General features: G+C 60.5%; 32 protein-coding genes. 24 read left to right on the top strand and 8 right to left on the bottom strand.

Going from position 1 to position 26,420, the window contains the following annotated elements:
• Positions 1-34 precede the first annotated feature (34 nt).
• The 5 genes from J2S32_RS08795 to J2S32_RS08775 all read right to left on the bottom strand — a co-directional run bounded on the left by J2S32_RS08795 (position 35) and on the right by J2S32_RS08775 (position 3,915).
• Positions 35-1,339 (bottom strand): APC family permease, encoded by a 1,305-nt coding sequence (locus J2S32_RS08795; RefSeq protein WP_348035637.1) that lies wholly within the window; start codon positions 1,337-1,339, stop codon positions 35-37.
• Positions 1,340-1,509: 170 nt separating this feature from the next.
• Complete coding sequence (locus J2S32_RS08790) at positions 1,510-2,256, bottom strand: AlbA family DNA-binding domain-containing protein (RefSeq protein ID WP_253520330.1); 747 nt, start codon at positions 2,254-2,256, stop codon at positions 1,510-1,512.
• Between the two features lie 203 nt (positions 2,257-2,459).
• Positions 2,460-2,720: a DUF5676 family membrane protein gene (locus tag J2S32_RS08785; RefSeq protein WP_253520328.1), complete on the bottom strand. Its 261-nt coding sequence runs from the start codon at positions 2,718-2,720 to the stop codon at positions 2,460-2,462.
• 44 nt (positions 2,721-2,764) lie between these two features.
• Positions 2,765-3,232 (bottom strand): DUF411 domain-containing protein, encoded by a 468-nt coding sequence (locus J2S32_RS08780; RefSeq protein WP_253520326.1) that lies wholly within the window; start codon positions 3,230-3,232, stop codon positions 2,765-2,767.
• Positions 3,229-3,915: a class I SAM-dependent methyltransferase gene (locus tag J2S32_RS08775; protein WP_253520323.1), complete on the bottom strand. Its 687-nt coding sequence runs from the start codon at positions 3,913-3,915 to the stop codon at positions 3,229-3,231. Before J2S32_RS08775 ends, J2S32_RS08780 begins: the two co-directional genes overlap by 4 nt.
• Before the next feature lie 149 nt (positions 3,916-4,064).
• Here J2S32_RS08775 and J2S32_RS08770 point away from each other — a divergent pair, with 149 nt between their 5' ends.
• Genes J2S32_RS08770 through J2S32_RS08740 form a run of 7 tightly spaced genes read left to right on the top strand, consistent with a single transcriptional unit; the run spans position 4,065 to position 9,713 of the window.
• Entirely contained in the window at positions 4,065-4,361 is a 297-nt protein-coding gene (locus J2S32_RS08770) for a hypothetical protein (protein ID WP_253520321.1), read from the top strand.
• A gap of 3 nt (positions 4,362-4,364) precedes the next feature.
• On the top strand, positions 4,365-4,799 hold the full coding sequence (locus J2S32_RS08765; RefSeq protein ID WP_253520319.1) for a Spy/CpxP family protein refolding chaperone: 435 nt from the start codon (positions 4,365-4,367) through the stop codon (positions 4,797-4,799).
• Between the two features lie 6 nt (positions 4,800-4,805).
• Positions 4,806-5,381: an RNA polymerase sigma factor gene (locus J2S32_RS08760; RefSeq protein ID WP_253520317.1), complete on the top strand. Its 576-nt coding sequence runs from the start codon at positions 4,806-4,808 to the stop codon at positions 5,379-5,381.
• 44 nt (positions 5,382-5,425) lie between these two features.
• Entirely contained in the window at positions 5,426-7,228 is a 1,803-nt protein-coding gene (locus J2S32_RS08755; RefSeq protein WP_301298749.1) for a copper resistance system multicopper oxidase, read from the top strand.
• Positions 7,225-8,376, top strand: coding sequence for a copper resistance protein B (locus J2S32_RS08750; RefSeq protein ID WP_253520313.1), 1,152 nt, complete (start codon positions 7,225-7,227; stop codon positions 8,374-8,376). Before J2S32_RS08755 ends, J2S32_RS08750 begins: the two co-directional genes overlap by 4 nt.
• 15 nt (positions 8,377-8,391) lie before the next feature.
• On the top strand, positions 8,392-8,955 hold the full coding sequence (locus J2S32_RS08745; RefSeq protein ID WP_253520311.1) for a YybH family protein: 564 nt from the start codon (positions 8,392-8,394) through the stop codon (positions 8,953-8,955).
• A 23-nt stretch (positions 8,956-8,978) separates the two neighbouring features.
• Positions 8,979-9,713: a PepSY domain-containing protein gene (locus tag J2S32_RS08740; protein ID WP_253520309.1), complete on the top strand. Its 735-nt coding sequence runs from the start codon at positions 8,979-8,981 to the stop codon at positions 9,711-9,713.
• Between the two features lie 13 nt (positions 9,714-9,726).
• Here the strand turns inward: J2S32_RS08740 and J2S32_RS08735 are convergent, their stop codons facing one another.
• Together J2S32_RS08735 and J2S32_RS08730 are read right to left on the bottom strand one after the other, a co-directional pair.
• The gene (locus J2S32_RS08735) at positions 9,727-10,128 is read right to left on the bottom strand and encodes a hypothetical protein (protein ID WP_253520306.1); all 402 of its coding nucleotides are present in this window, start codon (positions 10,126-10,128) and stop codon (positions 9,727-9,729) included.
• Between the two features lie 123 nt (positions 10,129-10,251).
• A complete protein-coding gene (locus J2S32_RS08730; RefSeq protein WP_063510859.1) occupies positions 10,252-10,539 on the bottom strand; it encodes a hypothetical protein in 288 nt (95 codons plus the stop codon).
• Positions 10,540-10,768: 229 nt separating this feature from the next.
• On the opposite strand from J2S32_RS08730, the gene J2S32_RS08725 reads away from it, so the two are divergent.
• From J2S32_RS08725 to J2S32_RS08655, 14 genes are all read left to right on the top strand, one after another.
• Positions 10,769-11,158 carry a hypothetical protein gene (locus J2S32_RS08725; RefSeq protein ID WP_253520304.1) on the top strand — a complete coding sequence of 130 codons (390 nt, stop codon included), beginning with the start codon at positions 10,769-10,771 and terminating at the stop codon, positions 11,156-11,158.
• Positions 11,159-11,373: 215 nt separating this feature from the next.
• Positions 11,374-12,030: a DUF2231 domain-containing protein gene (locus J2S32_RS08720; RefSeq protein ID WP_253520302.1), complete on the top strand. Its 657-nt coding sequence runs from the start codon at positions 11,374-11,376 to the stop codon at positions 12,028-12,030.
• Positions 12,031-12,783: 753 nt separating this feature from the next.
• Positions 12,784-12,966, top strand: coding sequence for a hypothetical protein (locus tag J2S32_RS08715; protein WP_253520300.1), 183 nt, complete (start codon positions 12,784-12,786; stop codon positions 12,964-12,966).
• A gap of 535 nt (positions 12,967-13,501) precedes the next feature.
• Positions 13,502-13,912, top strand: coding sequence for a single-stranded DNA-binding protein (locus tag J2S32_RS08705; protein ID WP_253520298.1), 411 nt, complete (start codon positions 13,502-13,504; stop codon positions 13,910-13,912).
• A gap of 309 nt (positions 13,913-14,221) precedes the next feature.
• On the top strand, positions 14,222-14,440 hold the full coding sequence (locus J2S32_RS08700; protein WP_253520296.1) for a hypothetical protein: 219 nt from the start codon (positions 14,222-14,224) through the stop codon (positions 14,438-14,440).
• A 489-nt stretch (positions 14,441-14,929) separates the two neighbouring features.
• On the top strand, positions 14,930-15,202 hold the full coding sequence (locus tag J2S32_RS08695; RefSeq protein ID WP_063510871.1) for a helix-turn-helix transcriptional regulator: 273 nt from the start codon (positions 14,930-14,932) through the stop codon (positions 15,200-15,202).
• Positions 15,203-15,225: 23 nt separating this feature from the next.
• Complete coding sequence (locus J2S32_RS08690) at positions 15,226-16,095, top strand: replication initiator protein A (protein ID WP_253520295.1); 870 nt, start codon at positions 15,226-15,228, stop codon at positions 16,093-16,095.
• A 143-nt stretch (positions 16,096-16,238) separates the two neighbouring features.
• Positions 16,239-16,778: a DUF2840 domain-containing protein gene (locus J2S32_RS15710; protein WP_437181935.1), complete on the top strand. Its 540-nt coding sequence runs from the start codon at positions 16,239-16,241 to the stop codon at positions 16,776-16,778.
• A complete protein-coding gene (locus tag J2S32_RS08680; protein WP_253520293.1) occupies positions 16,775-17,356 on the top strand; it encodes a S26 family signal peptidase in 582 nt (193 codons plus the stop codon). The genes J2S32_RS15710 and J2S32_RS08680 overlap by 4 nt, the downstream gene beginning before the upstream one ends.
• A complete protein-coding gene (locus J2S32_RS08675; RefSeq protein ID WP_253520292.1) occupies positions 17,353-17,685 on the top strand; it encodes a DUF736 domain-containing protein in 333 nt (110 codons plus the stop codon). The genes J2S32_RS08680 and J2S32_RS08675 overlap by 4 nt, the downstream gene beginning before the upstream one ends.
• Before the next feature lie 126 nt (positions 17,686-17,811).
• The gene (locus tag J2S32_RS08670) at positions 17,812-18,369 is read left to right on the top strand and encodes a lytic transglycosylase domain-containing protein (RefSeq protein WP_437181920.1); all 558 of its coding nucleotides are present in this window, start codon (positions 17,812-17,814) and stop codon (positions 18,367-18,369) included.
• Between the two features lie 240 nt (positions 18,370-18,609).
• Positions 18,610-20,355, top strand: coding sequence for a relaxase/mobilization nuclease domain-containing protein (locus J2S32_RS08665; protein WP_253520291.1), 1,746 nt, complete (start codon positions 18,610-18,612; stop codon positions 20,353-20,355).
• A 72-nt stretch (positions 20,356-20,427) separates the two neighbouring features.
• Positions 20,428-20,859, top strand: a complete 432-nt coding sequence (locus J2S32_RS08660; protein WP_050600394.1) for an antitoxin Xre-like helix-turn-helix domain-containing protein — start codon at positions 20,428-20,430, stop codon at positions 20,857-20,859.
• Complete coding sequence (locus tag J2S32_RS08655) at positions 20,834-21,562, top strand: RES family NAD+ phosphorylase (protein ID WP_198143449.1); 729 nt, start codon at positions 20,834-20,836, stop codon at positions 21,560-21,562. Before J2S32_RS08660 ends, J2S32_RS08655 begins: the two co-directional genes overlap by 26 nt.
• 55 nt (positions 21,563-21,617) lie before the next feature.
• Here J2S32_RS08655 and J2S32_RS08650 read toward each other — a convergent pair whose 3' ends face one another.
• Positions 21,618-22,535, bottom strand: a complete 918-nt coding sequence (locus J2S32_RS08650; protein WP_320181093.1) for a DMT family transporter — start codon at positions 22,533-22,535, stop codon at positions 21,618-21,620.
• A 228-nt stretch (positions 22,536-22,763) separates the two neighbouring features.
• Between J2S32_RS08650 and J2S32_RS08645 the strand changes: the two genes are divergently transcribed.
• The 3 genes from J2S32_RS08645 to J2S32_RS08635 all read left to right on the top strand — a co-directional run bounded on the left by J2S32_RS08645 (position 22,764) and on the right by J2S32_RS08635 (position 26,289).
• Positions 22,764-24,755 (top strand): conjugal transfer protein TraG, encoded by a 1,992-nt coding sequence (locus J2S32_RS08645; protein ID WP_253520290.1) that lies wholly within the window; start codon positions 22,764-22,766, stop codon positions 24,753-24,755.
• Positions 24,752-25,192, top strand: a complete 441-nt coding sequence (locus tag J2S32_RS08640) for a hypothetical protein (protein WP_050600391.1) — start codon at positions 24,752-24,754, stop codon at positions 25,190-25,192. Before J2S32_RS08645 ends, J2S32_RS08640 begins: the two co-directional genes overlap by 4 nt.
• Positions 25,193-25,365: 173 nt before the next feature.
• The gene (locus tag J2S32_RS08635) at positions 25,366-26,289 is read left to right on the top strand and encodes a HEPN domain-containing protein (protein ID WP_050600390.1); all 924 of its coding nucleotides are present in this window, start codon (positions 25,366-25,368) and stop codon (positions 26,287-26,289) included.
• Positions 26,290-26,420 lie beyond the last annotated feature (131 nt).

Below are 26,420 nucleotides of genomic sequence, written 5' to 3'. Positions count from 1 at the left end.
AACACCTTGATGCTGATCCAGAGGCCCATTGTGCTCATGTGTCTTTCCCGGAGCTTTTGCTGCTATCGCGAGGCGTGTTTGCGTTTTTCGCTAGGTAGATCCACTCGGCCAGAAAGACGGCTGCAATCCCCAGCACTGCGTAGGCAACGACCGCCGGATCGCTCTTTAGTTTCACCCAGGTAAATGCGACCAGCACGACCGCATCGGCCGCGAGTGCCGCGAGCAGGATCGATGCACGTGCGCCGACTTCACCGCGCAGACGGCGAAACACGCCCCAGTGAACGAGCATGTCCATAATCAGGTAGAAAAACGCCCCCAGCGAAGCGATCCGGGACAGGTCGAATAGAACCGCAAGCGTGCCTGCGATAACCACGGTGTAGACCAGCATGTGGCTGCGGATCCCGCCGCTCATGCCAAAATGACTGTGCGGGATCATCTTCATCTCGGTCAGCATGGTGAGCATCCGTGAGACGGCAAAAACGCTTGCAATCACGCCCGACGTGGTCGCGGCAATTGCAATCGCAACAGTGAAATAGAAGCCCAGCTCCCCCAGTGCCGGACGCGCCGCCGCCGCGAGCGAGTAGTCGCGTGCTTCGGCGATCTGTGGGATCGTGAGGCTTGACCCGACAGCCACAGCGACAAGCAGATAGACCACGATGCATACGGCGATCGAGATGATAATCGTACGTCCGACATTCCTGTGCGGATCCACGATCTCACCGCCGCTATTGGTGATCGTGGTGAATCCCTTGAAGGCAAGGATCGAGAAGGCGACGGAGGCGAGCAACGCCTCGAAATTCGTAAGTGCGGCAGGCTGCGTAAATGAGCCGCCACTGATGCCGCTGGCCCAGATCGCGGCTACAGCGAACAGCGCGATACCGCCGATCTTGATCGCCGACATGACTACCGAGAAACCGCTTACCGACTTGTTTCCTGCGGCATTGACGAGGTAGGCAAAGACGATAAGGGCGAGCGCGGCGGCGGAAACGAGCCAGCCGGTGCTTTCCAGACCGAACGGGCGAAGCGCATAGGTGGCGAAAGTACGCGCAACCAGGCTTTCATTGATGACCATCGAGAGCGCCATCAAGAGCGATGCCGAGGCTGCCACTACGCCTGGACCATAGGCTTTTTGCAGGATCATCGCGATACCGCCCGAGGATGGCCAGCGGTTCGACATCTTGATGTAACTATAGGCCGCAAGCGATGTAACGAGGGCACCGGCGATGAACGAAAGTGGAAAAAGCGGGCCGGCAAGCTCGGCGATCTGTCCCGTAAGCGCGAATATTCCTGCGCCGATCATGACGCCGGTTCCCATCGCGATACCGCCCAGCAGCGTTATGGATCCGGCGGTATTGCCCGTTCGATGGTGACCATGGTCTTGCAATACATCCCCCTATGGATGTCCTCCCGTCCGAGAAACATCATTGCCGAACCGTACGTTCGGCAGGGCTTCACCCCTCAAAAAAGATTCTGTGAAACTCCAGGCACCTGCGTGCGACCGGGTTATAGTCACATCGGCCCGGCTTCTCTTCGTTGAAGGTGCGCCTGAGCTTCGCGAACATCCAGCTCCCGGGTACTGTTTCCGGTGCGCAGCATGAGATGAGCGACACCCCCTTCGGTGTAGTAGACCGGATGCACGCTTTTCTCGACGATCACCCTGCAAACGGTCAGCCCGCCAAGCCCATGAAAACGACTATGGACCAGGGCACAAGCATCCCCGCCCAGGGCGTCTCTTGCAGTGTCCATCAAAAGTCGTTCGAATCCATCCTGGTTCGCGTGCTTGAGCGTTCGCATATCCGCTTCAATTCCCGCAACAGTCCCGTCATCTTCCACGCCGATCAAAAGCGTGCCACCTTCATGGTTGAGAAAACCCGCTATCGTCTTCACGACAACCTGCTGCAGGCGCCGGTTTACGCGCTCTTCGCGTCTGTCCCAACGCATAGACGACTTGAACTCGACATGCTCTCCTTCGCCCCGGGCAATGAGCAAGGGTAGTTCTTCTTCGAGCTCGCGTTCGAGGAAACGAACTTTCGAGCGTTCATCCAAAAGGCGGCTGTGATAAATACCAAATCCGAGCCCAATCGCAGCGCCCAACGCCACATACACAGCGCTCATCGTTAGCATTTCGAACGCGAATGCCGAAGACAGGCGGTCAAGCAGAAAAGCGAGCGCGTTGCTTTGGGCAGCAGTGTTCGAAGCGCCGAATTCGTACCAGTAGACAAGTGTCGTCGCCGGATGAAGGATCGCGAAACCCATGACTGCGCCTATGGCAGTGTGCAGGAGCAGACCCTGTATATCGTCGCTGGATCGATGTCGCGAAATTGTTCCTCTCCTGTTGGGGGCGTCTTTACTGGCTGGTGCCGCCGGCCTGCTTTTGACGCATCAGACATCCGCGCGAAATCGAGTGCTCGATCCGATCGAGAGAGCGCCGTTTCAAGCCAGTTTGATTTCCTCAAGCGTTATCTGAAGTACCGGTACAAAGGCACCACGATCACGGCGATGTACCACCCATATAAGAAGCTGCCGATTGCGCCTGCGAGAAATCCAGGGAGTGTCAGCCATTCGAATCCGGGAAGCAGCGGTTCCCAGGCCTCATGCATATGGAACCGTTCGGGCGCGAGCAGGCCGAAAGCTATGCAGATCAAGTAGCTGAGGAGCAGAAACAGGCTGAGTGTCCAGCCCCAGGCGAGGATCGACGATTTGAGCGAGCGGTCTTGCATGAGTGATCTCCTATTGCATTGCGATTATACAGATCGGGTGGCGGTCACGGATAGGATGCAAAGACTTTGTGGCCGTCCGGACCAAAAGCGATGACCTCATAGGGCTGCACTCGATCGCCCATTTCCATGCCGGGGGAGCCTAGCGGCATTCCGGGAACGGCGAGGCCGGTTACGCCCGCGGGCCGTTCACGCAGGAGCCGCGCGATCGCTTCGGCGGGCACGTGACCTTCGATGATATAGCCCTCGACTTCCATTGTGTGGCACGACCACAGATCCTGCGGTACGCCCTTGGCTGCCTTGAGCGCACTCATATCGTCAGTATCGACCGAAGCCACTTCTGCTTCCATGCCGCCCTCGACATGTCCTGCCCAGCTCAGGCAGCAACCACATCCCGGATCCCGGAACATCGTGTAGGTGGCGGCCTGTGCGGCATTCGAGCACGCCGCAAGCGTGAGAAGAACCGATGCCGTCAGCGAACGGCGCAGCGGCTTCGATGGGTTGTCTTTGATCATGTTACATTGCCTTTCCTGGAGCCGCGCCAGAGCGAAATGGTTCCGGTTGCGGTGTGGATCTGAGCGAACAGCTCTGCGCTTGCAAAAATTTCGCCGAGCAGTTTCTCGACTGCTCCGTCAGCGCTCGGCTGGGTATCCTCGACGCCGTCGAGGAATTGGACGGTTGCCCGGAACAGGGCGCGCATCAGCGGATGGTCCTGCCGCATATAGTCCGCGACCAGTGCTACACCGTTCGCCGAGAGCAACCTCTCGATCTCTTCGAGAATCGCGCGTTTTTCCGGCAATGGAACCTGGTGCAGGACGAGGCTGCTGACTATTATGTTGGGCCGCCAATCATCGGCAAGCACGAGGCTGTCGAGAAAGCCGTTGTGCCACCGTACCATATCGGCACCCTGACCGAACTTGCTGCGGGCTATGGCCAGCGCGGCAGGGTCGGGTTCGACGCCGACCAGGCCCGCTTCGGGACAGTCTGCCATCAAGGCCCGCAGTAACGTACCTGTGCCACACCCGACATCGATGACGCGGTCGCCAGGTTGAAGCCGAGCCTGACTGACGATCTCCCGGCGCCATTTCGCCTCACGGGTGAATATACCAATTGCACGATCATAGAACGGTGTAAGCCAGCTCTTGCCAAGCAGCGGAGTGAACTCCCGTTCCGCTTCTGTGAGGCGTGCATTTTTCACCAGATGATTCCCGATCTATTCAGACAGACTTCGCTATTGTCCGTTGCACGTTCTGATACGCACAGCCGGGCCCCAGCCCTCAAAAAAGAAACTTAAGGGTTCGGGTATTCTATCGCGTATAGGATGCGGGCAACCGACAGGAGCAATGGATGCGTGACAATCAGACACTCGATGCGATGCTTGGGACGCTGGGCACACAGGACTCCTTCGAAGTCCCGGACGATTTCATGACCGGCGTATGGCAACGGGCAGGCCAGCTTGGCGAAATCGTTGAAAGACGCCGCAGGATGGCCTTGTTCGCGGGCCTGTTCGTCGTCGGTCTGGGAGCCGGCGCAGGCACCAGCGGGTGGCCCGCACAATTTGCTGGTTCGCAACCTGGCATAGCAGATAGTATCATTGTCGGAGAGCGGCTCTCGCCCTCCGCGCTGCTGCATGTGGAGCGCTAGACATTGAAGAAATTGCATATTGCCCTCGCGGTGCTGCTCGCGGCGCTCGCCGGTAGTCTCGGTGCGCTCGGCGCGGATCGCTGGGCCAATCACGATGCTGATACGGGCCTGCATGCGTTCGTGCATGATGAACTCACGCTAACCAACGAGCAGAAGCAACGCCTTGAGGCACTCGAAGCGCGCTTCGCTGTGGAACGGGCCAGGCTCGAGGCCTCTGCGCGCGCTGCCAACGCCCAACTCGCGCAGGCGATGGAAGCCGAGCACGAATACGGCCCGGAGGTGGGGGCGGCCATCGACGAGGTTCATGCCCGCATGGGCGATCTCCAAAAAGCAACGGTTCGCCATGTCTTCGACATGCGTGAAATTCTCGACCCCGATCAGCAAAGACGATTTGACCAGCAAGTGTCCAAAGCTCTTACCGACAGCCCGCGCAGCTGACCCCGCATGCCGGCAAAAAAGGGGGGCAATTCAGAACAAACACTTGTCGCGCAGGTAGTGGCCGGCAGCAGGCAGGCGTTTTCGTCTCTTGTCGAAGCGCACATCGCGCGGCTGATTGCGTTGGCGACGCGCATGCTGGGGTCTTCCTCGTCCGCTCAGGACGTGGTCCAGGACAGCCTCGCATCGGTCTGGCTCACTCGGCATCGTCTCGATGCCTCCAAGCCCATCGGCCCTTATCTTACAACCATTGTCCTGAACCGGTGTCGCGACCGAGTTCGCCGAAGGAAGATCGTCGGTTTCTTCGGTTTTTCGGGTTCCGGCGAGGTACAGGCGGTGGCCGACGATACGCCCGATCCCGAAAACCTTGCAGCCAGCCGTGAGCAACTCAGGCTCGTCGAGGCGGAGATCAGGCAGTTACCCATACGCCTGCGCGAAGCGCTCGTGCTCGTCAGTGTCGAGGGCCGAAGCCAGGCCGAGGCCGCCGCGCTGCTCGGGACGACCGAGAAGGCGATCGAGACCCGCATCTATCGCGCCCGGAATCGTTTGAGAGAACGGGTTAAAAACTTTGAGGGGTTCAGCTGACGGGCGCGTAAGGGTCGGTGTATGTCACATCAGGAGCCGCACGTATGATCTCCGTCAATCGACGAAAATTTCTTGGCGCAGGAGCGGGCGGCATGGGCCTGCTTGGTCTGGCCGGCGCTGTTCCGGCCTGGGCGCGCGGAGCCGATCTGCTGACCGGCGCGGCCCGCAAGGGTATCGACGAGGCAACTGGCCCCAATATCGATCTGACGGTGGCGCGATCGGCGTTTTCAACCGGCAACCGCCGCGGCGGTGCTATCGCTGTCAATGGCAGCATTCCCGGACCCCTCCTGCGCCTGAAGGAAGGGACGACAGTCCGGCTCAACGTTCACAACCAGCTTGAGGAAGATACGTCCATTCACTGGCACGGTCTCCTTGTGCCGTTCGAGCTCGATGGCGTCCCGGGTGTGAGCTTCCCGGGCGTCAAGCCAGGCGAGACCTTCACGGCCGAATTTCCCGTGCGGCAATCGGGAACGTACTGGTGGCATTCGCACAGCGGCCTTCAGGAACAGGCGGGCCATTATGGGCCGATCGTGGTCGATCCGGCGGGTGCCGATCCGGTTCAGGCGGACCGCGAATATATCGTCGTGCTGAGCGAATTCAGCGAGATGTCGCCGCACACGATCTTCGACAAGCTCAAGAAGGGCGAAGGCTACTTCAACTACAACCAGAACACCTGGACGGATGATTATCCGCTGTCGGGTGAGGACCGGCGGATGTGGGCGAAGATGCGCATGATGCCGACTGACATCCTCGATGTATCGAGCGCGGCCTACACTTATCTGCTCAACGGTCATGGGCCGCTCGACGGGCTGGAATATCTGTTCCGGCCCGGCGAACGCGTGCGTCTGCGCTTTATCAATGCAGGGGCAATGACGTTCTTCAATATCCGCATTCCCGGCCTGCCGATGACCGTGGTTCAGGCAGACGGGCAGAATGTCGAGCCGGTCGAGGTCGACGAGTTCCAGATCAGCGTGGCCGAGACATATGATGTCGTCGTGACCCCCGGTGAGCAGGCTGCATATACGCTAGTGGCAGAATCGATGGACCGCTCCGGCATGGGCATCGCGACGCTGGCGTCTGCGCCAGGTGCGCGCGCCGCCATTCCTCCGCTGCGTGATCCGCCGCTGCTGACCATGGCCGACATGGGCATGAGCGGTATGGATCATGGCAGCGGCGACAGTGCCACGGCGGGCATGGATCACGGCGATGGCGATATGGCCGGTATGGATCATGGCTCGGGCGACACCTCTGGTACGGAAGGTATGTCGGGAATGTCCGGTATGCAGATGCGTGACACGTCGCGCCTGCCTGCCGACGTGGAAGTCGGACCGGGCCTTGATATGGTCGCCATGAACCCGGTCGACCGGATGGGCGATCCCGGAATTGGCCTTGATGATGTTCTGCACCGCACACTCGATTACCGCAAGCTGCGCGCTCTGACGCCGCATCAGGAGGGCAGAACGCCTTCGCGCCGGATGGAGCTTCACCTGACCGGAAATATGGAACGCTATATGTGGTCGTTCGACGGGAAGAAATTTTCGGCGGTAGCGGACGAGCCGATCCGCTTTGCCTACAACGAACGCGTGCGGGTTAAGCTGGTCAACGACACCATGATGGCGCACCCGATCCATCTGCACGGGCACTTCTTCGAGCTGGTCAATGGCGCACCTGACAACCGCCAGCCATTGAAGCATACGGTGATAGTGCAGCCCGGTGGCAGCGCGCAGTTCGATCTGACCGCCGATGAGCCGGGCGACTGGGCGTTCCATTGTCACCTGCTTTACCACATGCATGCCGGGATGTTTCAGATCGTCACCGTCGCCAATCCGGCTGGAGGCGAAGCATGAAGAAAGTCGCCATAAGTCTGATCGCCTCCCTCGCCGCCGGAACCGCGGCCACGCCCGCTCTGGCGCAGCACGCTGGCCATACCACCAGCGAGCCGCAGCAAAGCGCCGAACAGGCGGCAGCCGACGAAGCTGCCGCGCAATGCGCACTGGAAGCACAGCGCCACCGCGCAATGGGCCACCAGGTCCCGGAAGGCGCGTGCGAACCGGAATCCGCCACGCCCGGTTCGATGGATCACGGCGCTATGGATCACACCGAGATGAACCACGGGGCAATGGCTGCAGACGCGGCAGAGGCTGGCATGACCATGCCGATGGATCAGCCTGAAATGGACCATAGCCAAATGGATCACGGCCAAATGGATCATTCCGCGATGCAGGACAGTTCCAACGCCGACGCCGCGATCCCGCTACTGCCTGCGCCGCCAGAAGCCGGTAGCGGGCCCGCCCGCGCGGCAATCGCGATCTGGGGGGCAGAGGCTATGGAAGAGGCTCGCGAAGCATTGATCAGGGACACCGACGGCGGCATGCGCCTATGGGTCCAGGGAGACCGTCTCGAATATCGTGTGCGCGCGGGCGAGGACGGCTATCTGTGGGATGTGCAGGGCTATTACGGCGGTGACATTAACAAGTTCTGGTTCAAGTCGGAAGGCGAAGGCAGTTTCGGTGAGCCGGTCGAGGGAGCCGAGGTCCAGGCGCTGTGGAGCCGGGCCATAGCCCCGTTTTTCGATCTGCAGGGCGGTATCCGGCAGGATCTGACCGGACCTGAACGCACGCATGCAGTCATCGGTATTCAGGGCCTCGTCCCATACCAGTTCGAAGTCGATGCCGCAGCGTTTGTGTCGAACAAGGGCGATGTTACCGCAAGGATAGAAGCCGAAGTCGATCAGCGGATCACGCAGCGACTGATCCTTCAGCCTCGCGCCGAAATCGCTCTGTCCGCTCAGGATATACCTGAGCTTGGAGTGGGTGCAGGCCTCGATAGGATCGAGGCAGGCTTGCGGCTGCGCTATGAATTCGCGCGCGAGTTCGCCCCGTATATCGGCATCTCTCAGGAATGGCGGATTGGCGACAGCGCCGATTTTGCGCGCGCTGAGGGCGAAGATCCCAGCGTGACGAACTACGTCGTCGGCGTCCGGTTCTGGTTCTAGAAAAAGGAAAGACTAATGAAGAATTCGATGATCATTCAAGGTTTGATGGCTTCGGCCCTTGCAGTTTCCGCAGTACCGGCGATGGCGCAGACCATGGATCATTCGGCGCATCAGGAACAAACTGAAGCGATGGAGATGGACCATTCGGCACAAGGCATGAACCATGCCGATCACATGGCGGCCATGAACGACGATGTCGCCGGTGCAGAAGCGGCTCTGATCGCCTACCGTGAGGCATTGGTTGCCCGCGACGCTGACGCAATGGATGCCCTTTTTGCCGACGAATCATTCGTTTACGAGAACGGCAAGGACGAAGGCAGCTTCACGCATTACATGGAGCATCACCTGGGACCAGAACTGGATGCGATTACAAGTTTCACCTTCGGTGATCCGACCGTCGCGGTCACCCGCATGGGACATCTCGCTTACGGGCGCGAAACGTACACCTACCGGATCGAACTGACGGATGGACGGGTTATCGAGCGCGAGGGCGTGGCAACATCCGTACTTACCCATGACGCCGATGGCTGGAAGATCGTGCAATACCATTCTTCGTCGCGCGCGCCGCGCAACCGCTGATCGGAGTGCGAGGGGGCAACCGGGTGGCGAAACGCTCGTTCAAGCTGCGCCTGCATATCCTGGGCAGCAAGCTGCACAAATGGCTGGCGATCTTCGTCGGCCTCCAGGTGCTTCTGTGGATGGCCACCGGAGCTCTGATGTCCTTTCTCGATCTGGAGGAAGTACGATCCGAGCACGTCATCTCGCGTGCAGCGCAAACGCTTCCCGACGATGCCGCCATCCCGCGATGGCTGTCCGACAGCGATGACATTACCGCAATCACGACCCGGGTTCTTGATGGCAAGACTGTTACTGAGGTGCGGCGAGCCGATGGCGCAGTGAGCTTGCATGAGCCACAAAGCGGTTGGATATTATCTCCGATTCCCGCAGCCACGGCACGTTCAATTGCGCGGCGCGCCTGGGTCGGTCCGCAAACATCCATCCATGCGGCGCGCCTGGTCGACGAAAGCGTTGGCACCGAATTCAGGGGCCCGTTTCCTGCATGGCAAATCACCTATAATGACGAGGCTAACACGCGCGTCTATGTCGATGCATCGAGCGGTGCGGTCCTCTCCGCGCGAAGCGACACGTGGCGGTTCTTCGATTTCATCTGGGGGCTGCACATCATGGACTGGACGCAGCGCGACCGCATCAACAGTTGGTGGCTTTTGCTGTTCGGCATCGGCGGGACAATTATCGCGATCTCAGGCTTCGTCTTGCTGGCCAACAGGTTCCCGAGGATGAAGCGTCGGGCGAGACGTGGCCAAGTCGCTCGTTGAGACTGCTTTCAGTTCAGTTGCGCTCGGTTTGAGCAAACCGAACCAGAAGGATCGTCAGCGCAGGAACGATCGTCCACATCGCGATCGGGATCAGAGCCATGCCGGTCAATGGATCACGAGGCATCAGAGCGCTATAGCGCCAGCTCAGCAGGCTGTCTGACGGTAGCGACGTCGCGATGATTTCGACAGCGATCGCAACGACAAGACCGAAACCGAAGTATATTGCATAAGATATCTTGGCGCCTTGGCGAAACCAAGCGCGCTCGCCGTTGATGGCTGCGAGCGAGTAGGCTGCGAGCAGGATAAGTCCATCGCCCAAGCTCGCAATGCCGCAGCGAATGGTCTGTTCATAGGGTTCGAGATTGCCGGAAACGAAAAACGGCATCTGGTAGATTTCCCAGACGAACGCGATCAAGCTGCCGCAAATATAGATTAGCCAATGGGTTCTGGTCACGTTGCCAGGATACCGCAGATATGTGCATCACGAAGCCGCGCCCGGCCTGCATTTTCGGTCCTCGATCGCGTTTGCATTGCCGGATTACTCCGCCTCTCCATGATCCGCGTTGTCGGCAAGCCGAGCAGCACGGTCAAGAAATTTGCGCATGTCATTGGCTGCCAGTTCGGTGAGGGGGTGCCTGCTCGCCTCGGGGCGCGGTTCAATCATGTCCGCGCGCTTTCTGATCTGTTCGATCTGCTCACTGCTCGCTCCGGACAGCAGGCCAAGAACGATGTTTTCGAGCGTTATGAGCCGAATGCGCATCTGCACCAGTTCGGCGTGGTCGGGTTCCGGGACTTGCCAGCTGCCATCATCGTTGACCGTGCTCATTGCAGCATTCCTGGCGGCTTTTCTGATACCATGACAGTCTCTTTCTTTTCTCTGGGCTTATGCCGGAAACGTGGCTGAAAATCAGTACTGCTGCAACCGGCTCGGCTGTTGGCCTGCCCTTCGCCGCCACCATCTTTTGCGTGATTGTTTGAGGGGCAGCGACGTTCGCTGCGTAAAGGTGATGAATGCACAAGGCATCCACCACACAGTTACAGAAGGGAACTCGACGATGAAACGCACAGCCCTAGCCCTATTGCTCGCCACCGGCCTGACAGCCTCCCCGGTGATGGCACAGCAGCAGCATGACCATGCAAATCAAGCTGCAGCACAGCAGCAGGATCACAGTGGCCACATGATGCAGGATTCCGAGGCCATGACGGCCCATCGTGAGAAGATGGCTGAAATGCGCGCACTGATGCAGCAGGCCCGCGCGGCGAGCGATCCTGCCGAACGCCAAAGGCTGATGGCCGAGCACCGCGAAAAGATGCAGGAGCACATGGCGGGCATGATGCAAGGGGACAACGCCGGCATGATGGCGGCCTGTCACCAGCGCATGACGATGATGCACGATATGATGGAGCAGATGGCTGCGCAGCAGGATATGGCGCAGCAAGACTAGGAACCGGCGACCCGGGTCGGTGCTGACGCTCCCCCGGGCTCCGCTCGCTGCAATGGGTCGCAATTCGGGCAGACGTTAAATTGCCCGACCCCACAAATTTCGAATGAATCCTGCGCTAGCCCACCCTTCATAAATTGTTCTGAGGGGTGAGAGCTCCAGATGCGTAACAATCTGCATGGGCAGCGGTAAGCCGCCATGAAAGGGCACCTGTCATTTTGAAACCATTCCAACTGTTGGCGCTTGTTTGTGCAAGTCTTCTTTGGGTCAGCCCGGTCCACGCGCATGGTGACGAAGCGCATGGCGGGGCCGAGAGCGCAGCTGCGCCTGCGACAGGCAGTCCAGCAGACAACTTTGGTGAAGCCCAGGAATTATCGAATGGAGCTTCGGGCGACGCTCATGCTTCCGGCGGGCACGACGAAGCATCGGGTGAGGCCGCCGATGTGAACGAGGAAGGCATCGTCGGTGTGCTCAAGAGATTGCATCCCGCCACGATACATTTCCCGATTGCCCTGTTTCTGATGGCAGCGCTGACCGAGCTCTTCGTCGGTAAGCGTAGAGAAGCCGGCTTGGAGCCCGCCGTACGCGTGCTCATTTATGGCGGGGCGGGCGGCGCCGTCATTGCAGCCATATTCGGGTGGATACATACCGGCCTGTGGTTTGGCGGGGATACGGCTATGCAGATTCACCGCTGGAACGGCATGCTGATTGCTGTTCTGGGTGTTGTACTCGCCGCACTAGCGCACCGCCGCCCGGAGAGCCGGACGATGCTGCGCATTGCGCTTGTTTCGATGGCTGTGCTCATTCTCGCCCAAGGATTCCTGGGCGGCGAACTGGCGCATGGCCAGAACCATCTCGGCATTTCCTGGCTGTAAGGGAATCGTATGATGCGCAAAAGCAAATCGAAGATGACAGCCGCCGGTCTCGCTCCAGTCGTGGGTGCTCTGTTTTTCCTCGCCGGGTGTGACGAATCGCGGGTTTCGGCACCTGACGCGCAGACGCCAATTACCATCGGAACTGTGCCATCGGCTGCCACAGCTTCCCCCGGTGTTGAGGGTTCCGAAAATTCCTCGGATGCTAACCGCGAGACGCAGTCAGTGACCGCAGGAACTTCCCCTGAGAGCATGGGCGAGGCCTCAACCAGGCCGCGCTCCGGCAACTCGCGCGCGGCACCAGTGACGCCAATTTTACCGGCAGATGCCAGCGCGGTCACGCCGACAGCCGAGCCCGCCGACCCGCATGCAGGTCACGATATGCGGACGATGCCGGATCACGACATGAAAGACATGTGACGCGAGCGGGAAAGAACATCGAGCGTCTTTTACATCGCTCACCGAACAGGCGGTCCCGACGTCCCCCCGGAGCCCTGCGGGTCGCAGGTGCAATGGGGCCGCTTTGAAACCCCGCGTATGACACGCTCATGCGCGAGGTTTCTTCTGCGCAAGGCAATTTTCAGGAGAGCCGCGACCTGAAATGAATATTGTGTCGTGCAAGTGCCATCCCTGTCCCGAACAGGCGACCGGAACAGTGCTATCGGCGCTGTGATACTAACGGTTCTGTAGACGCTGGGCCTCTGATTGATACGATGATTGACTGCTGCGTCGCCGCTTCAATTTGGAGAATTCCATATGGTGATCGAGAAGAAGGATAGAGACCTTTTGCGATGGGAAGAAGAAGGCGGCGCGCTGCCCTGTGGACCGCAAGAAGCTGTGGGAGCTGCATGTGACAAACGCGATAGTACCGAACGCTCTGATGCAAGCAACGTAACGCCTGATGGCGCAGAAATGAAAAAGGCTAGCTTGTCACCGTAACTCGCAGTGATTTCCTTTTACGTCATGTCCTTGCAACCGATGTGTCGCCGGTTAGCCCCGAGATGATTGCCTTGGGTATCGAGCGCTGCCGGGTCAATTTCGGCTTTGAGCAAGACCGGGTGAAGCGCTTCGCTTGGTAGCGGTTGCCTCCTAGGCTTGGGTCTGCCTCTGACCTTGAGCTGAGTTCGAGGATCCTGATGATTGCGGCGCTACCCGCAATTTCATGGACCTTCTTGCTGCAACCGGAGGCACCGCGGCCTGCGAATAAAGCGTTGGACCATGGCGCTGCCTTCATGCCCACTCCGAACCCAGTCCGGCTTTTCATGCGAACCTGTCTGAACCAGGTCAGCTGAGCCCGGCAACCCATTTTCTTTCCGGCCGTGTTGCCCGCTGCGCGGGCTGCCCGCACCACCCGGCGTAAACGGGTTTCCCTTGGCGCTGCGCGCCTGCGGTGCAGTCCTCCCATGCCCTGTTTCTCATCGACGTTCGCAAGCCGGAAATGGTTTCCGGGTTGAGAGCTGAAGGAGAATTTATCATGACCAATATCGTTATCCTCACCGGCCGCATTGCCCGCGATCCCGAAACACGGGAAACCAAGAGCGGAACCAGCGTCACCGGGATCACCGTCGTTACCGATCGCCCCGCACGCGACAAGGACGGCAAGACCTACAAGGATGAAAACGGCTACACCGCCAAGGACAGCGAATTTCACCGCGTGACCTGTTTCAACGGCCTCGCCAAGACTGTCGGCCAGTATTGCTCGAAAGGCCAGCTGGTGTCGGTACAGGGCCGCCTGCACTACACCCAGTGGGACGATCAGGACGGCGTGAAGCGGTACGGCTGCGAGATTCTCGCCGACAAGGTCGACTTTCTCTCGCGTGGCAACAATCAGAGCGGTGAATCTGGCGGCGAGAGCGATAATCGCGACGCTCCCGAAATCGACTGAACTCTCCCAGTCGATCTCTCCCGAAGGGGTCCTGTCCTCACCGGACAGGGCCCCTTCTTGTGTTGTTCAGGAGCGTAAGAGCGGGGAGGGGCTGACCCACGGAAATCTGAGCATGACGGGCGTGCAGCCACCGCATCAAGGACGGCGGGGCCCCACCATTTTGCCTCCGTTCGCTGCGCTGCAGTTCGACAAAATCGTTTCCCCCAACGCCACTTCGTGGTCGCCCGTACGGGCGATCCTGTGACCCGGCACCTGCACGCCCGTCTGCCGGTCCTCCTGCCGTTTCAAGGCAGACATCAGGAGGACATCATGGCTACACTCACTCAATCTGTATCGAGCTCGCACAGCTATTTCGAAGCTCTGGCTGTTGCTGAACGGCGTGCTTTGCACAGCTTCTTTGACCAGCATGTCGTCGAGGATGACGACCTTGGTCACTTCGCCTTCGATGAGGGCGACTACAATGCGCTGCCGCCGCATCTGGCAAACCGCATAGTGCATACTGTGCCCGGTGCGATGCTCGAGTTCTGACGCGCGATTGGGCAGGAGCCTTCTCCGGTTCCTGCCTCTTTGCGTGTCCGCATGCATGAGGGATGGCTGTGAAAAGCGGAGCGGGGCTGGGGACGCGCTCTGTTCCGCGCTGCCTTCGGCACCGCTCCTGAGGGCGCGGCGTTTTCGTTTTGGGCCCCGCGCGCACTGCGAACCGGCAGCGGGTCGGACCGGCGCGAAGCTGGCGGGACCGACAAGTCCCGGTCCCTGGCTCCGCACGCGATCCTTTGCCGCCGTCTTGTTCGCGGTGCGGAATTTTTGCTGGGCATCGCTCAAGATCGGGTGGGCGATGGACTTTCGTGGGTCCGCACGGCCAGCGACCCATATTTGGCGGCAGGGCAGCAAGGTACGGGCGACAATTGTTCTCGCGTAGTTCCGTCGCTCCCCCGTGGGACCAATTGCCCGCCATCCCTCTCTGCAACAAGCGGCAACTCGCCGCACCATCCATCCCATGTGTTGCGGAGATTACCCATGACCGCCGTTCCAGAACCAGTTCGCCCCCGTTTTCTGCGAACGCCCGATGCCGCCGTGCATCTGGGCCTATCGCCGCGTACGCTGGAAAAACACCGCTGCTACGGGACCGGTCCCGTTTACCACAAGCTCGGCGGGCGGATCGTCTACCGGCGCGAGGATCTCGATGCCTGGGCCGAACAAGGGGTGCGCCGCTCGACCAGCGATCCGGGCAAGGGCGTGGTCCATCCCGCCAAAAGGATTGACGGCTACACCGGCCCGGTTCGGCGCTGAAGTTTTATCCAATGACGGCCCACATGACCTTTGCCAGCGCAGCACAGCAGCTCGATCTGTTCGTCGGAACCAGCGCAGCAATCGCGGCGCGTGATGCGCAGGACCTGATGGCATGGCCCTTTTTCAGCCTCGCCAAATCGAAACGGGTGAAGCCCATCGACTTTCGCATGGGCGACATCTCAATTCTTGTCGAGGCAACTGCCGAACATGGCATGGCAACGATATGGGATGCCGATGTGCTGATCTGGGTGGCCAGCCAGATCGTCGAAGCGCGCGATGCCGGAAAGCCGACGTCGCGACTCATTGCCGCCACCCCGCATGAAATCCTCGCCTTTACCCGCCGCGGTACCGGCAAGGCCGCCTATGAGCGACTGAAAGCCGCGCTCGACAGGCTGCAATCAACCAGCATCGCGACATCGATCCGCCAGTTGGGCGCACGCCGTCGCCACCGCTTTTCCTGGATCAACGAATGGCGCGAATGCCTCGATGGCAATGGCCGCGCGCTCGGCATCGAGATGATCGTGCCGGACTGGCTCTATGAAGCGGTAATCGACCGCGCGCTCGTACTCACGATCGACCCGGCCTATTTCACGCTGACCGGGGGCCTGGAGCGCTGGCTATACCGGATCGTGCGCAAGCATGGCGGCAAACAAAAGGGCGGATGGAGCTTCGACATTGCCCATCTTCACCTCAAATCTGGTGCGCTTTCACCGCTCAAGCGGTTCGCTTTCGAGATGCGCGCAATCGTCCAGCGCCAACCGCTCCCGGGCTACACCCTCTCGCTCGACCACCAGCTGGGCCGCGAGCGGCTCAGCTTCGTGGCAATTCCTGTCGATCCCTTCGATGTCGCCCGGCGGCGCATCGGCATGCCTCCTGTGGACAAGTCGGTGTGATGTTCGGACTATCAGGAACCCCCGCGCACGGACTATCAGGAACCGCAAGTTCGGACTATCGGGAACCGAAACGCTGCGCAAACCCGCAGAAATGCTGGCCTTGCGAGCCCCTTAACTATCCTAACAAGGAATCTAATCGATTCCTGCTAACGTCGCCGCGCCTGTGCACGGTCGGTCGACTGGCACCGCCGCGCAGCGGCGCCGGGCGTTGTGACGGCGATCCGCCGCTGACCCATGTCACACTGGTGTGGCAGGAAGGCCTGCGCGAAGACTGGCTCCGTTTCGGCAAGCCGGTCGGTCAGCGCGTCATCGATCGCAGGACACGGGTTGAAAGCTATAAGCCGGGGCAGCTCTTCGCTTTCGTGCGCTGGGCGTCCAACGAATATGGCACCATCCGTTCGGCTCTCGCAATTGCGCGCGCGGTCGCAGCTGGCGACACCTATTCCACGCTTCCGCAAGTCGATCCGGGCGCAGAGATACTGCTCTCGGTCCGGGGCTGGCCAAAGGTGCGCCAGGTCCTTGGCCTGATCGATGCAATCGAGGCAGGCGGCACCGATCCGTGCGATGTCGCGCCCGACCACTGGCGGCACATGGACAACCGCCTTGCAGCTGGAATGCAGGCGCGCGCCTATCATCCAGACCGGCACCGCGTCTGGCTGCGCTACCGGAATCTTCGGCCATGAAGCGCCGCACTCTCATTATGGCGGGCACGGTCTGTGCCGCCGCTTTGGTCAGCGCCGCGCTGCCCCTCTCGCGCATTCTGATCTGGAACGCGACCGCCAGTGTGCCGACGGGGCTGTATCATATCGGCGGTACGACCGGTCTGCAGGTTGGCGAGCGCGTGGCGATCGATCCGCCGCCTCGGCTGCGCGATTACCTTGCGACACGCGGTTATCTGCCGACGGGAATTCCGCTGCTAAAGGAAGTCGCGGCGCGTCCCGGCGACACTGTCTGCAGGCAGGGTCTGACCATCACCATCAATGGTGCGCGCGCCGGTGTGGCGCGCGCAGCTGACAGTATCGGGCGCGCTCTGCCGGTCTGGCAAGGCTGCCGGACCATCGTCGCAGGCGAGATATTCGTCATGAACCGGCGCGCGTCAGGCAGCTTCGACGGGCGCTATTTCGGACCCATCGCGCGCGACCGCGTGCTTGGCCTCGCCAGTCCTGTCTGGACCGACGAGCACGGTGATGGCGCGCATATCTGGTTCGCGCAGCCAAGCAATACTGCAACCTCAATCAACAACCAAGGAGACGATCAATGACTTATATCGGCACATTCACAGCGACCCGCGATGGCTTCGAGGGGCATTTGCACACGCTCACACTCGATACAAGGCTCGCCCTCGTTCCTGCGGAACCGTCCGAAACCGAAAATGCGCCGGACTACCGGATCATGGGGGGTGACAACGACGCCGCCTACGAAGTTGGTGCGGGCTGGAAGCGCGTCGGCGACAAGGCCGGCGACTATATCGCGGTGCTGATCGACGATCCGGCGTTCGCCCGGCCGGTACGCGCCAATCTGTTCGCATCCGATGACGGCTCTCATGTACTGACGTGGTCGCGCCCTGCGCGGCGCGCCAGAAAGGCTTGAACGGTGCGCCCTGGTATCGCGCTAACCGCTCTTCTCGCCGCATTGGCGCTTGCGTATCCGCTGAAAGCGAGCGGGCAATCTCGCGCAGCGCAGACGCACGCAGCTTCGATCGATTTTGCAGCACATGTGCGCGAGGCCTCGCAGCGCTTCGGCATTCCCGAGCACTGGATCTATGCCGTGATCCGCATTGAAAGTGCGGGCCGGACGCGCGCAGTGTCGTCGGCAGGCGCGATGGGATTGATGCAGCTCATGCCCGGCACCTGGGCGCGCCAGCGCGGCCGGTACTCGCTCGGAAGCGATCCTTTTGACCCGCGCGACAATATCCTCGCGGGCACATCGTACTTGCGCGAAATGTATGACCGCTACGGCGTAGCTGGCTTCCTTGCAGCTTATAATGCGGGGCCTGGACGCTACGAGTCATGGCTTGCCGGACGGCGTTCGCTCCCTCTCGAAACCCGCCGCTATGTCGCGAAGATTGCACCCCTGCTGCAGCCCGGGCGCATTTTTGTCGCGGCGGGCTCGCACCCTACGGGCGCTCCGGGCGCGCCCGATGAACCTGTTTCCACTTCGGATTATGCACCCGGCGATCTAGGTCTCCCGAAGGCTTCGGGCGAGGTTTTTGCCCGCCCTGTACAGCCCGCGCACGATCTTTTCGCGCCCGTCTCCACGGTCGCCGACCAATGACAGCCAGGCGCGCATCCTTGCGTCTCGCGTCGTCCGCTAGCGAAGACCTGCGGACGAGTGGCGGGCTGGTCAGAAAGGGTAAGGGAGGATGGCAAGATAAAAGCAGCGCCGTCGCCCGGGCTGCATGTGGTTGGTTTTCCAGGGCAATTAGCGCCGTCTGGACGACTACAGTGCCGTCGCTACTGCTGATTTTCTGTGTTTTTTCAAAGGCGAAGGCGCCATCGCCTCTTGTTGCGCGGCATGGCTGACGATGATTTCAATATCGAGCCCGGGCGTTCGCGCGACAGCGGCGCTCGCTCCTACAGAAAGGCCAAGACGCTGCTCGGCCGGGTAGCTCAGGTCTCTCACAAGGCTGGATACACACGGTCCAAGGCAAGCGGCGCAGGCGGTCGCGGCACGGGACATTATGGACGCGGTAAGCTCGCTGCGCTGACGCGCAGCAGAGGCGCATTTGGGCGGCGTGTCCTGATCAAGGCCCGCGTTGTTCGCCAATGGCAATCCCAGACCAGGTCCGCGCCGCTCGCGCGTCATATCAACTATATTCAGCGCGAGGGAGCGACGCGCGACGGATCGCATGGCCGGATGTTCGATGCCACGTCCGACGAGGCCGATGGGGACAGCTTTGCCGAGCGCTGCGAGGACGACCGGCACCACTTCCGCTTCATCGTCTCGCCTGAGGATGCGAACGATATGGGCGACCTGCGCGCCTTCACGCGTGAATTGATGACCGACATGGCCAGCGATCTCGACACCAGCCTTGACTGGGTGGCCGTCGATCACTGGAACACCGACAATCCGCATATCCATGTGCTGGTTCGCGGCGTCGCGACAGGCGGCGAGGACCTTGTGATCGACCGCGCCTATATCAGCGAGGGGATGCGCGCCCGCGCCGAGGAACGCGTGACCATCGAGCTGGGACCGCGCAGCGAACGTGATATCCTCAATGCTCTGGCGCGCGAGGTTGACGCTGAACGCTGGACCAGTCTCGATCGCCGCCTGCACAAGCAACGCGGCGCGTTTGGCGAGATCGATCTGCGGCCCGAAGCCGGTTCGGACGCACGTAGGGATCGCTCGATCTTGATTGGTCGCGCCCAGGTGCTCGAACGCATGGGACTGGCTGAGCAGGTGGGACCAGCAAGCTGGACGCTGGCATCCGATATCGAGCCCACGCTTCGGGCACTTGGAGAACGCGGCGACATCATCAAAACGATGCACCGGGCCATGACCGGCAAAGGCTTTGATGCGGACCCGGCGCGGCTGGCTTTGCATGACGAAGCGAACGGTGAGCGTGTGATTGGCAGGCTCGTCGAGCGCGGGCTGCATGACGAGCTTACTGGCAAGGCCTTTGCCATCGTCGACGGGGCCGATGGGCGCATTCATCACCTGCGTTTTCCCGACCTCGAGCGGACAGGTGATGCCGCGCCAGGTGCCATCGTGGAGACGAGCGCATGGACCGATCGGAAAGGCCGGCAGCAGATGAGCCTGCTTGTTCGCTCCGACTTCACTCTCGAAAGACAGATCGGTGCAGGCGGTGCGACCTGGCTTGATCGGCAACTCGTATCGCCCCGCCTCAAAACCGTGGCAGGCGGGTTCGGGTCGGAGGTACGCGAGGCATTGGCTAAACGGGCCGATGTCCTCCTGGAGCAAGGCTTAGCCAAGCGTCAGGGGCAAAAGATCGTCTATGCTCGCAATCTGCTTGGCACTTTGCGTGACCGGGACCTGGCCAATGCGAGCGATGCGCTCGCCTCGCGTCACGGAAGCACCATGCAGAGCGCGACTTCCGGGGATCATGTCGCAGGCGTGTATCGGGAACGCGTCACACTCGCTTCGGGCCGGTTCGCGATGATCGACAACGGTGTGGGTTTCCAACTCGTCCCCTGGCGGCAGGATCTGGAGCGCCATCTGGGCCAGACGGTCGCAGGCAGGGTCAACGAGCGCGGCAGTGTTGACTGGAGCTTCACGCGCTCACGGGGGCCTTCTGTCTGACGGGGCTGTGCAGACAAATCTGTCCTTGACGAAACACCATGTGATGCGTAAACAAGCGTCAGGAGATGCGATATGGCAAGTATAGCATTAGAGCAAGCCGAAGCACCGCGAGGCATTCAGACCTTCGCGGCCAGTGATGATCGTGACCGCCTGACGGGCGCGGCAGTCAAAGCCGTTCTGCGACTTGTCGACGCTTGGGGTGGCAGTAATGCCGAGGGCGCTGCGCTGCTCGGTGTCTCTGAAAGTACCTGGGACCGGATGAAGGCCGGAACTTGGGAAGGCGCGCTTAGCCAGGACCAGTTGACGCGCGCTTCGGCGTTGATCGGCTTGTTCAAGGGGCTGCATCTGCTGTTTGCCGACGACATGGCCGACCGCTGGCCCAGGCTCGTCAATACGGCACCTGTGTTCGACCGGCTTTCGCCAGTCCAGGCAATGATCGAAGGCGGTATCCCGCGTATGCTCGAAACCCGCCAGTATATTGACGCGCTTCGTGGCGGGCTCTGAGAGCGATCCCGAACCGCCGTCGGCCGATCTGGCTACCAAACGAGAAGCGTTCGAGCGCACCATTCGGCTGGTTTCGAGTGCGCGCCTGCGCGACGCGGCGATGGCGCCGCTCACTGACGATGACGATGAACTTACGCTGCTTGCGGAGATCGAAGGGGCGACTAGCTCGCGCCTGATAGCCGAGGAGCGCGGCCATGGCGGCCTTAGCGCCGAAGAATTGGTGCACGGCGTGCCGCATGCCAAGTTCATCAATGCGAGTTTCGCTTACGCCAAACCACGCGAGCCGGGGCGATTTAACCCCGCGGATCGTGGGGCTTGGTACGCGGCCCTGGCGGTCGAAACCTGCCTCGCCGAGGTCGGACATCACCTGACTCAGGCGTTGGCGGATGCAGCCGATTTCAATGCCGTGGTGGAATATGGCGAGATGATTGCAAGTATGTCCGGCATCTTTGTCGACCTGCGCGGCACGTCCGATCATCCCGGCCTCCATCCAAATGCTGAAAAGGGTTATCCGGTCGGCAACGCGCTGGCGGCGCAGGCTCGTGCCGAGGGTCACAACGGCATCATCTATCCCTCGGTTCGCCATCCGGAAGGGATTTGCATCGCGGCGCTATGGCCCAATGTCGTTCAGTCGGTGACTCAGGGCGCCATGTACCGTCTGACCTGGTCGGGTAGTCCTGAATTTACATGGGAGGCCGCGTAGGTTCTAGACGCTCATTCTGTCTCAGGGGTTGGGTGGGACGAACATCTCATTCTCATTAATCCGCCGATTTCGCATGCTCGACTATCATCAGGACAAGCCCTGCGAAAACCAACCCGAAGCCCAAAAGGTGAGACCAGCGAAAGGATTCGCCAAGTAGGACGTAAGATAGGACAAGCGCGCTAAGGGGCATGACTGCCATCGCACCTGCCGTGAGTGCTCCTGGCGCTTTGCGGGCACCATTATACCATAGAACAGGAGCGAGCCCTCCTGTGGCCGCACCCCAAAAGGCCAGCGCAAAATAACCATCCCGACCTATGCCGGAAAAATCAAACGGTCGAGAGTCGAAAACAAAAGCCAGAGCAACGAAGAGCAAAGCGGCAATGAGCGATGCTGCCAGAGTGGCTTCCAGTGAGCTGATCCCGTCGGACAGTTTGCGCGCAAGCAGGGTGTAGGCTGCCTCGAAGCACACAGCCATTGCGACAAGCGCTGCGCCAAGGATCGGCGCTTCGGTGGCTCCGCTTCCCCCGGTTCGCAGCAGATTGATCATTACGATCCCCGCGATCGCAAGGGCCAATGCTCCTGATGTGCGCCAGTTCATTGCGGCACCGAAGAAAACTACGGCCGCGGCGGCAGTCACTGCCGGTGTCGCGCTCATGATCGTGGAGCCGATCACGCCTGTGGTGAGACGCATGCCAAAAAGCATGGCTGCGGTGAAACCGACCATCCCGAATAATGAGATCGCGACAATCACCAACCAGTCCGACCGCTTCGCACGAGCAAACCTTTTCGTCAGCAACCATGTGAATGGAGCAAGGACCAGACAAGCGATCAGCATGCGCATGCATGACGCTGTGAAGACCGAGAACTGCTGCCCGATTAACTTGCTGAGCGGCGTTGCACTGCCAAAGAGTGCCATGCCTAGCAAAAGCTGCACGACAATCGCAGGAGTGGTCGTTGGTCTCTCGGATACCATGATACTGGAACGACTTAACATGTCGGGTTTCGTTCGCAAATCATAGCCTTGTTGTCTTATCCGGCACAGGGTCCAGCAAGCGGGTTCCGTGCCAGCCGCGCTGGATTGATCCGTCTTGCCACGACCCCGCCTCCTGCTTCTTTGGCTACGCTGGACCCCGATCACACGCATTCGAACTTGATACCGGCGTTACAACTGCCTCCTGTTATTGAGCGAAAGGAGGCGACTGTGTCGGCAACCAAGATCCTGTGGGGCCAGATCCTGGCCGTATTTGCGCTGGCGCTTGCAGGAGTCTGGGCGGCCACCCAATGGACTGCTGCAACGCTCGGCTACCAGCAAGAGCTCGGTCCAGCATGGTTCACCGCGTTTGGTCAGCCGGTCTATCCGCCATATTCGATCTTCTGGTGGTGGTTCAGCTTCGAGGCCTATGCTCCGCGAATATTCGAAACCGGCGGGATGATCGCCGCATCGGGCGGTCTGATTGCGGTGGTTGTGGCAATCGCCATGTCGGTCTGGCGTGCCCGCGAGGCCCGGACCAGCGCGACCTATGGCTCCGCGCGCTGGGCAACCCGCTCCGAGATCGCCCGCGAAGGGCTACTCGGCGGCAAAGGCGCAGTGATCGGTCGCCATGCCAATCTCTATTTACGGCATGACGGACCCGAGCATGTGCTGTGTTTCGCCCCGACGCGCAGCGGCAAAGGTGTCGGCCTCGTTGTCCCGACGCTGCTGACCTGGCCGCATTCGGCCATCGTTCACGACATCAAAGGCGAAAACTGGGATCTCACCGCAGGCTTCCGTTCGCGTTTCAGTCGGGTCCTGCTGTTCGATCCGACCAATGAAGCCTCTGCGCCGTACAATCCGCTGATGGAGGTGCGCCGGGGAATTAACGAAGTGCGCGACGTCCAGAACATCGCCGACGTGCTGGTCGATCCCGAAGGCTCACTCGAACGCCGCAACCATTGGGAAAAGACAAGCCATGCCTTGCTGGTCGGAGCGATCCTCCATGTTCTTTATGCCGAGCCTGACAAGACCCTGGCCGGAGTGGCGTCGTTCCTGTCCGACCCGAAACGCTCGATCGAGACGACGCTCACCGCAATGATGGCAACGCAGCATCTGGGAGCGGAAGGCGTCCACCCGGTTGTGGCGAGCGCCGCACGCGAACTGCTTAACAAGTCGGAGAATGAGCGTTCGGGCGTCCTCTCAACCGCGATGTCTTTCCTTGGTCTCTACCGCGATCCGGTGATCGCCAAAGTCACGCGGCAATGCGACTGGCGGATCGCCGATCTCGTCGATCCGGCGCGCCCCGTCACACTCTATCTCGTCGTGCCGCCGTCCGACATCAGCCGCACCAAGCCGCTTATCCGGCTCATTCTCAACCAGCTGGGCCGCCGCCTGACCGAAGACCTGAACGAAGGATCGGATCGACGCCGATTGCTGCTGATGCTTGACGAATTTCCGGCGCTCGGTCGTCTCGACTTTTTCGAAAGCGCGCTTGCCTTCATGGCAGGCTACGGCATCAAGGCATTCCTGATCGCGCAATCGCTCAACCAGATCGAGAAGGCTTACGGTCAGAACAACGCGATCCTCGATAATTGTCATGTCCGGGTCTGCTTTGCGACCAATGACGAGCGCACGGCGAAGCGCATTTCTGAATCGCTTGGCACCGCGACCGAACTGCGCGCGATGAAGAATTACGCTGGGCACCGGCTCTCGCCATGGCTTGGTCATCTGATGGTCTCGCGCAGCGAAACCGCCCGGGCCTTGCTCACCCAGGGCGAGATCATGCAGCTGCCCGATACCGATGAGATTGTGATGCTTGCAGGCGCGCATCCGATCCGGGCGAAGAAAGCGCGCTATTATGCCGATCCCAGATTGGCGAAGCGGGTCGAGCCGCCGCCGGTGGCCGAACAATCGTGCAGTGAGCCCGACGCCGGAGAATGGGAAGGGGTGATTGCGCGCGCACTCAAGTGCCCGCTTGTGGCGTCGGATGCCGCTGAGCTGGAAGATCGCGACACAGTTGCCGATGGCGGTGTCCGGCGCGAGCCTGAACTGCCCCAGCACGAAGATATTGCGCCCGCGCCATCGCCACCGCGCAATGAATTCGAGTTCGACGATCGGCGCGATGACGAAGAGGCGAGCAGAAACCGCCGGATCGCCGACCAGATGCGCGCCAATGCACAGCGGGCGGCGCTTGATCCCGATGACGGGATCGAATTGTGAGCAAGGGCAACCGCATCAAGCACACTTTTCGCCTGCCGCCCGCTCTCTCGCGGCAACTGGCCGACTTCGCTGGACGCAAGCGTGTATCGCAGGCTTCGGTGGTCGAAGCCGCGATCGCTTCGTTCTTGTCGCCCGATGGTTCGGAGAGACTCGAGGCGGCATTCAGCCGGCGGTTGGACCGGATTTCGCGGCAGATCGACAAGCTCGACTATCACGTCGAGGTCGGAAATGAGGCGTTTGCTCTTTACCTGCGGCGCTGGCTCGAAGTCACGCCCGCGCTTGGTGCCGGTGCCTCTGCTGCTGCGCGGGCCGACGCCGAGAAACGCTTCAGTCATCTCGTCGAGGCGCTGGCCCGCAGAATGGAAACGGGAAAGCACCTGTCCGACGAGCTTATTCGTCGGGAGCCACAACATGATGAGGCGGAAAATGGCCAATAGGCCATTGGAAGCGCGCCTCGGTGTCTTCACGGCAACTTCGCGCGCAAAGACGCGCAGACCTTGGTCAAATGCTTCAGTTGGGAAGGAGGAGAGATGCGCTCTGGAGCAGGGCGAATTGCCGACGCGCCAGTCTATAGGTGCAACTATTCCAACTGCTTGCTAGAGGTTGTGTAATGCGCACCGAACTCGATCATCTGCCACCGCAAAAACAGCGCGAGCTTGAGCGCGTGGTGCAGCTTATCTTCGAAGAATTCGATGACGCCTTCGCGCTGGCGAGGCACGACTGGAAGAAGGCCGGGCGCATCCTCAAGGTCATTCTGTACGGCAGCTATGCACGCGGAACATGGGTCGATGAACCCCATACTGCAAAGGGCTACCAGTCTGACTATGATCTGCTTGTTATCGTCAATGACAAGCGTCTGGTTGACCGCATCAAGTACTGGTCCAAGCTCGATGACCGGCTGATGCGCGAATACGGCGTCACCAAGACCCTCAACACGCCGGTGAATTTTATCGTCCACACATTGCAGGAAGTGAACGACGGCCTCGCGCACGGGCGCTACTTCTTCATGGATGTCGCGAAAGACGGGGTGGCGCTCTACCAGGCAGACGACACCGAACTGCATAAGCCTAAGCCCAAAACGCCCGAGCAGGCACTCGCGATGGCGCAGGAGTATTTCGACGAGTGGTTTCCAACCGCGATGCAGCGATACGAGCTATCAAAGGTGGGTCGAGAGCGAGGGTTTCTAAAACCGGCAGCGTTTGACATGCATCAATCCGCCGAATTCCTCTATCACTGCGTGCTTTTGGTCTGCACCTTCTACACGCCGCACGTGCACAACCTCGGTTTTCTGCGCACCCAAGCGGAGAGGATTGATCCACGCCTCACCTATGTCTGGCCACGCGATACGCGCCGCGATCGGGCGCGCTTTGAAAAGCTCAAAGAAGCCTACGTGAAGGCCCGCTACTCACAGCACTACCGCATCACCAAGGAGGAACTCGAATGGCTCGGAGAGCAGGTCGAGGAGCTCGGCCGCGTTGTCCATGATATATGCTCGGTAAGGCTTGAGAAGCTCAAGAGTGAAGCAGTCGCTTGACCGTGGCTTGCCAGCGGGCCCGATTACACTTCACACTATGACTGTTTTGCGCCCTAATCTCGGTCATTCGTGGCTGCACTTAAAAGGACCAAAGCGGTCGTTTCGATCGTCATATTTGCTCGGATGCGATG

The organism is Qipengyuania citrea (assembly GCF_024171405.1).
GTDB lineage: Bacteria > Pseudomonadota > Alphaproteobacteria > Sphingomonadales > Sphingomonadaceae > Qipengyuania > Qipengyuania profunda.
This window is presented reverse-complemented; position numbering and strand designations above follow the sequence as displayed.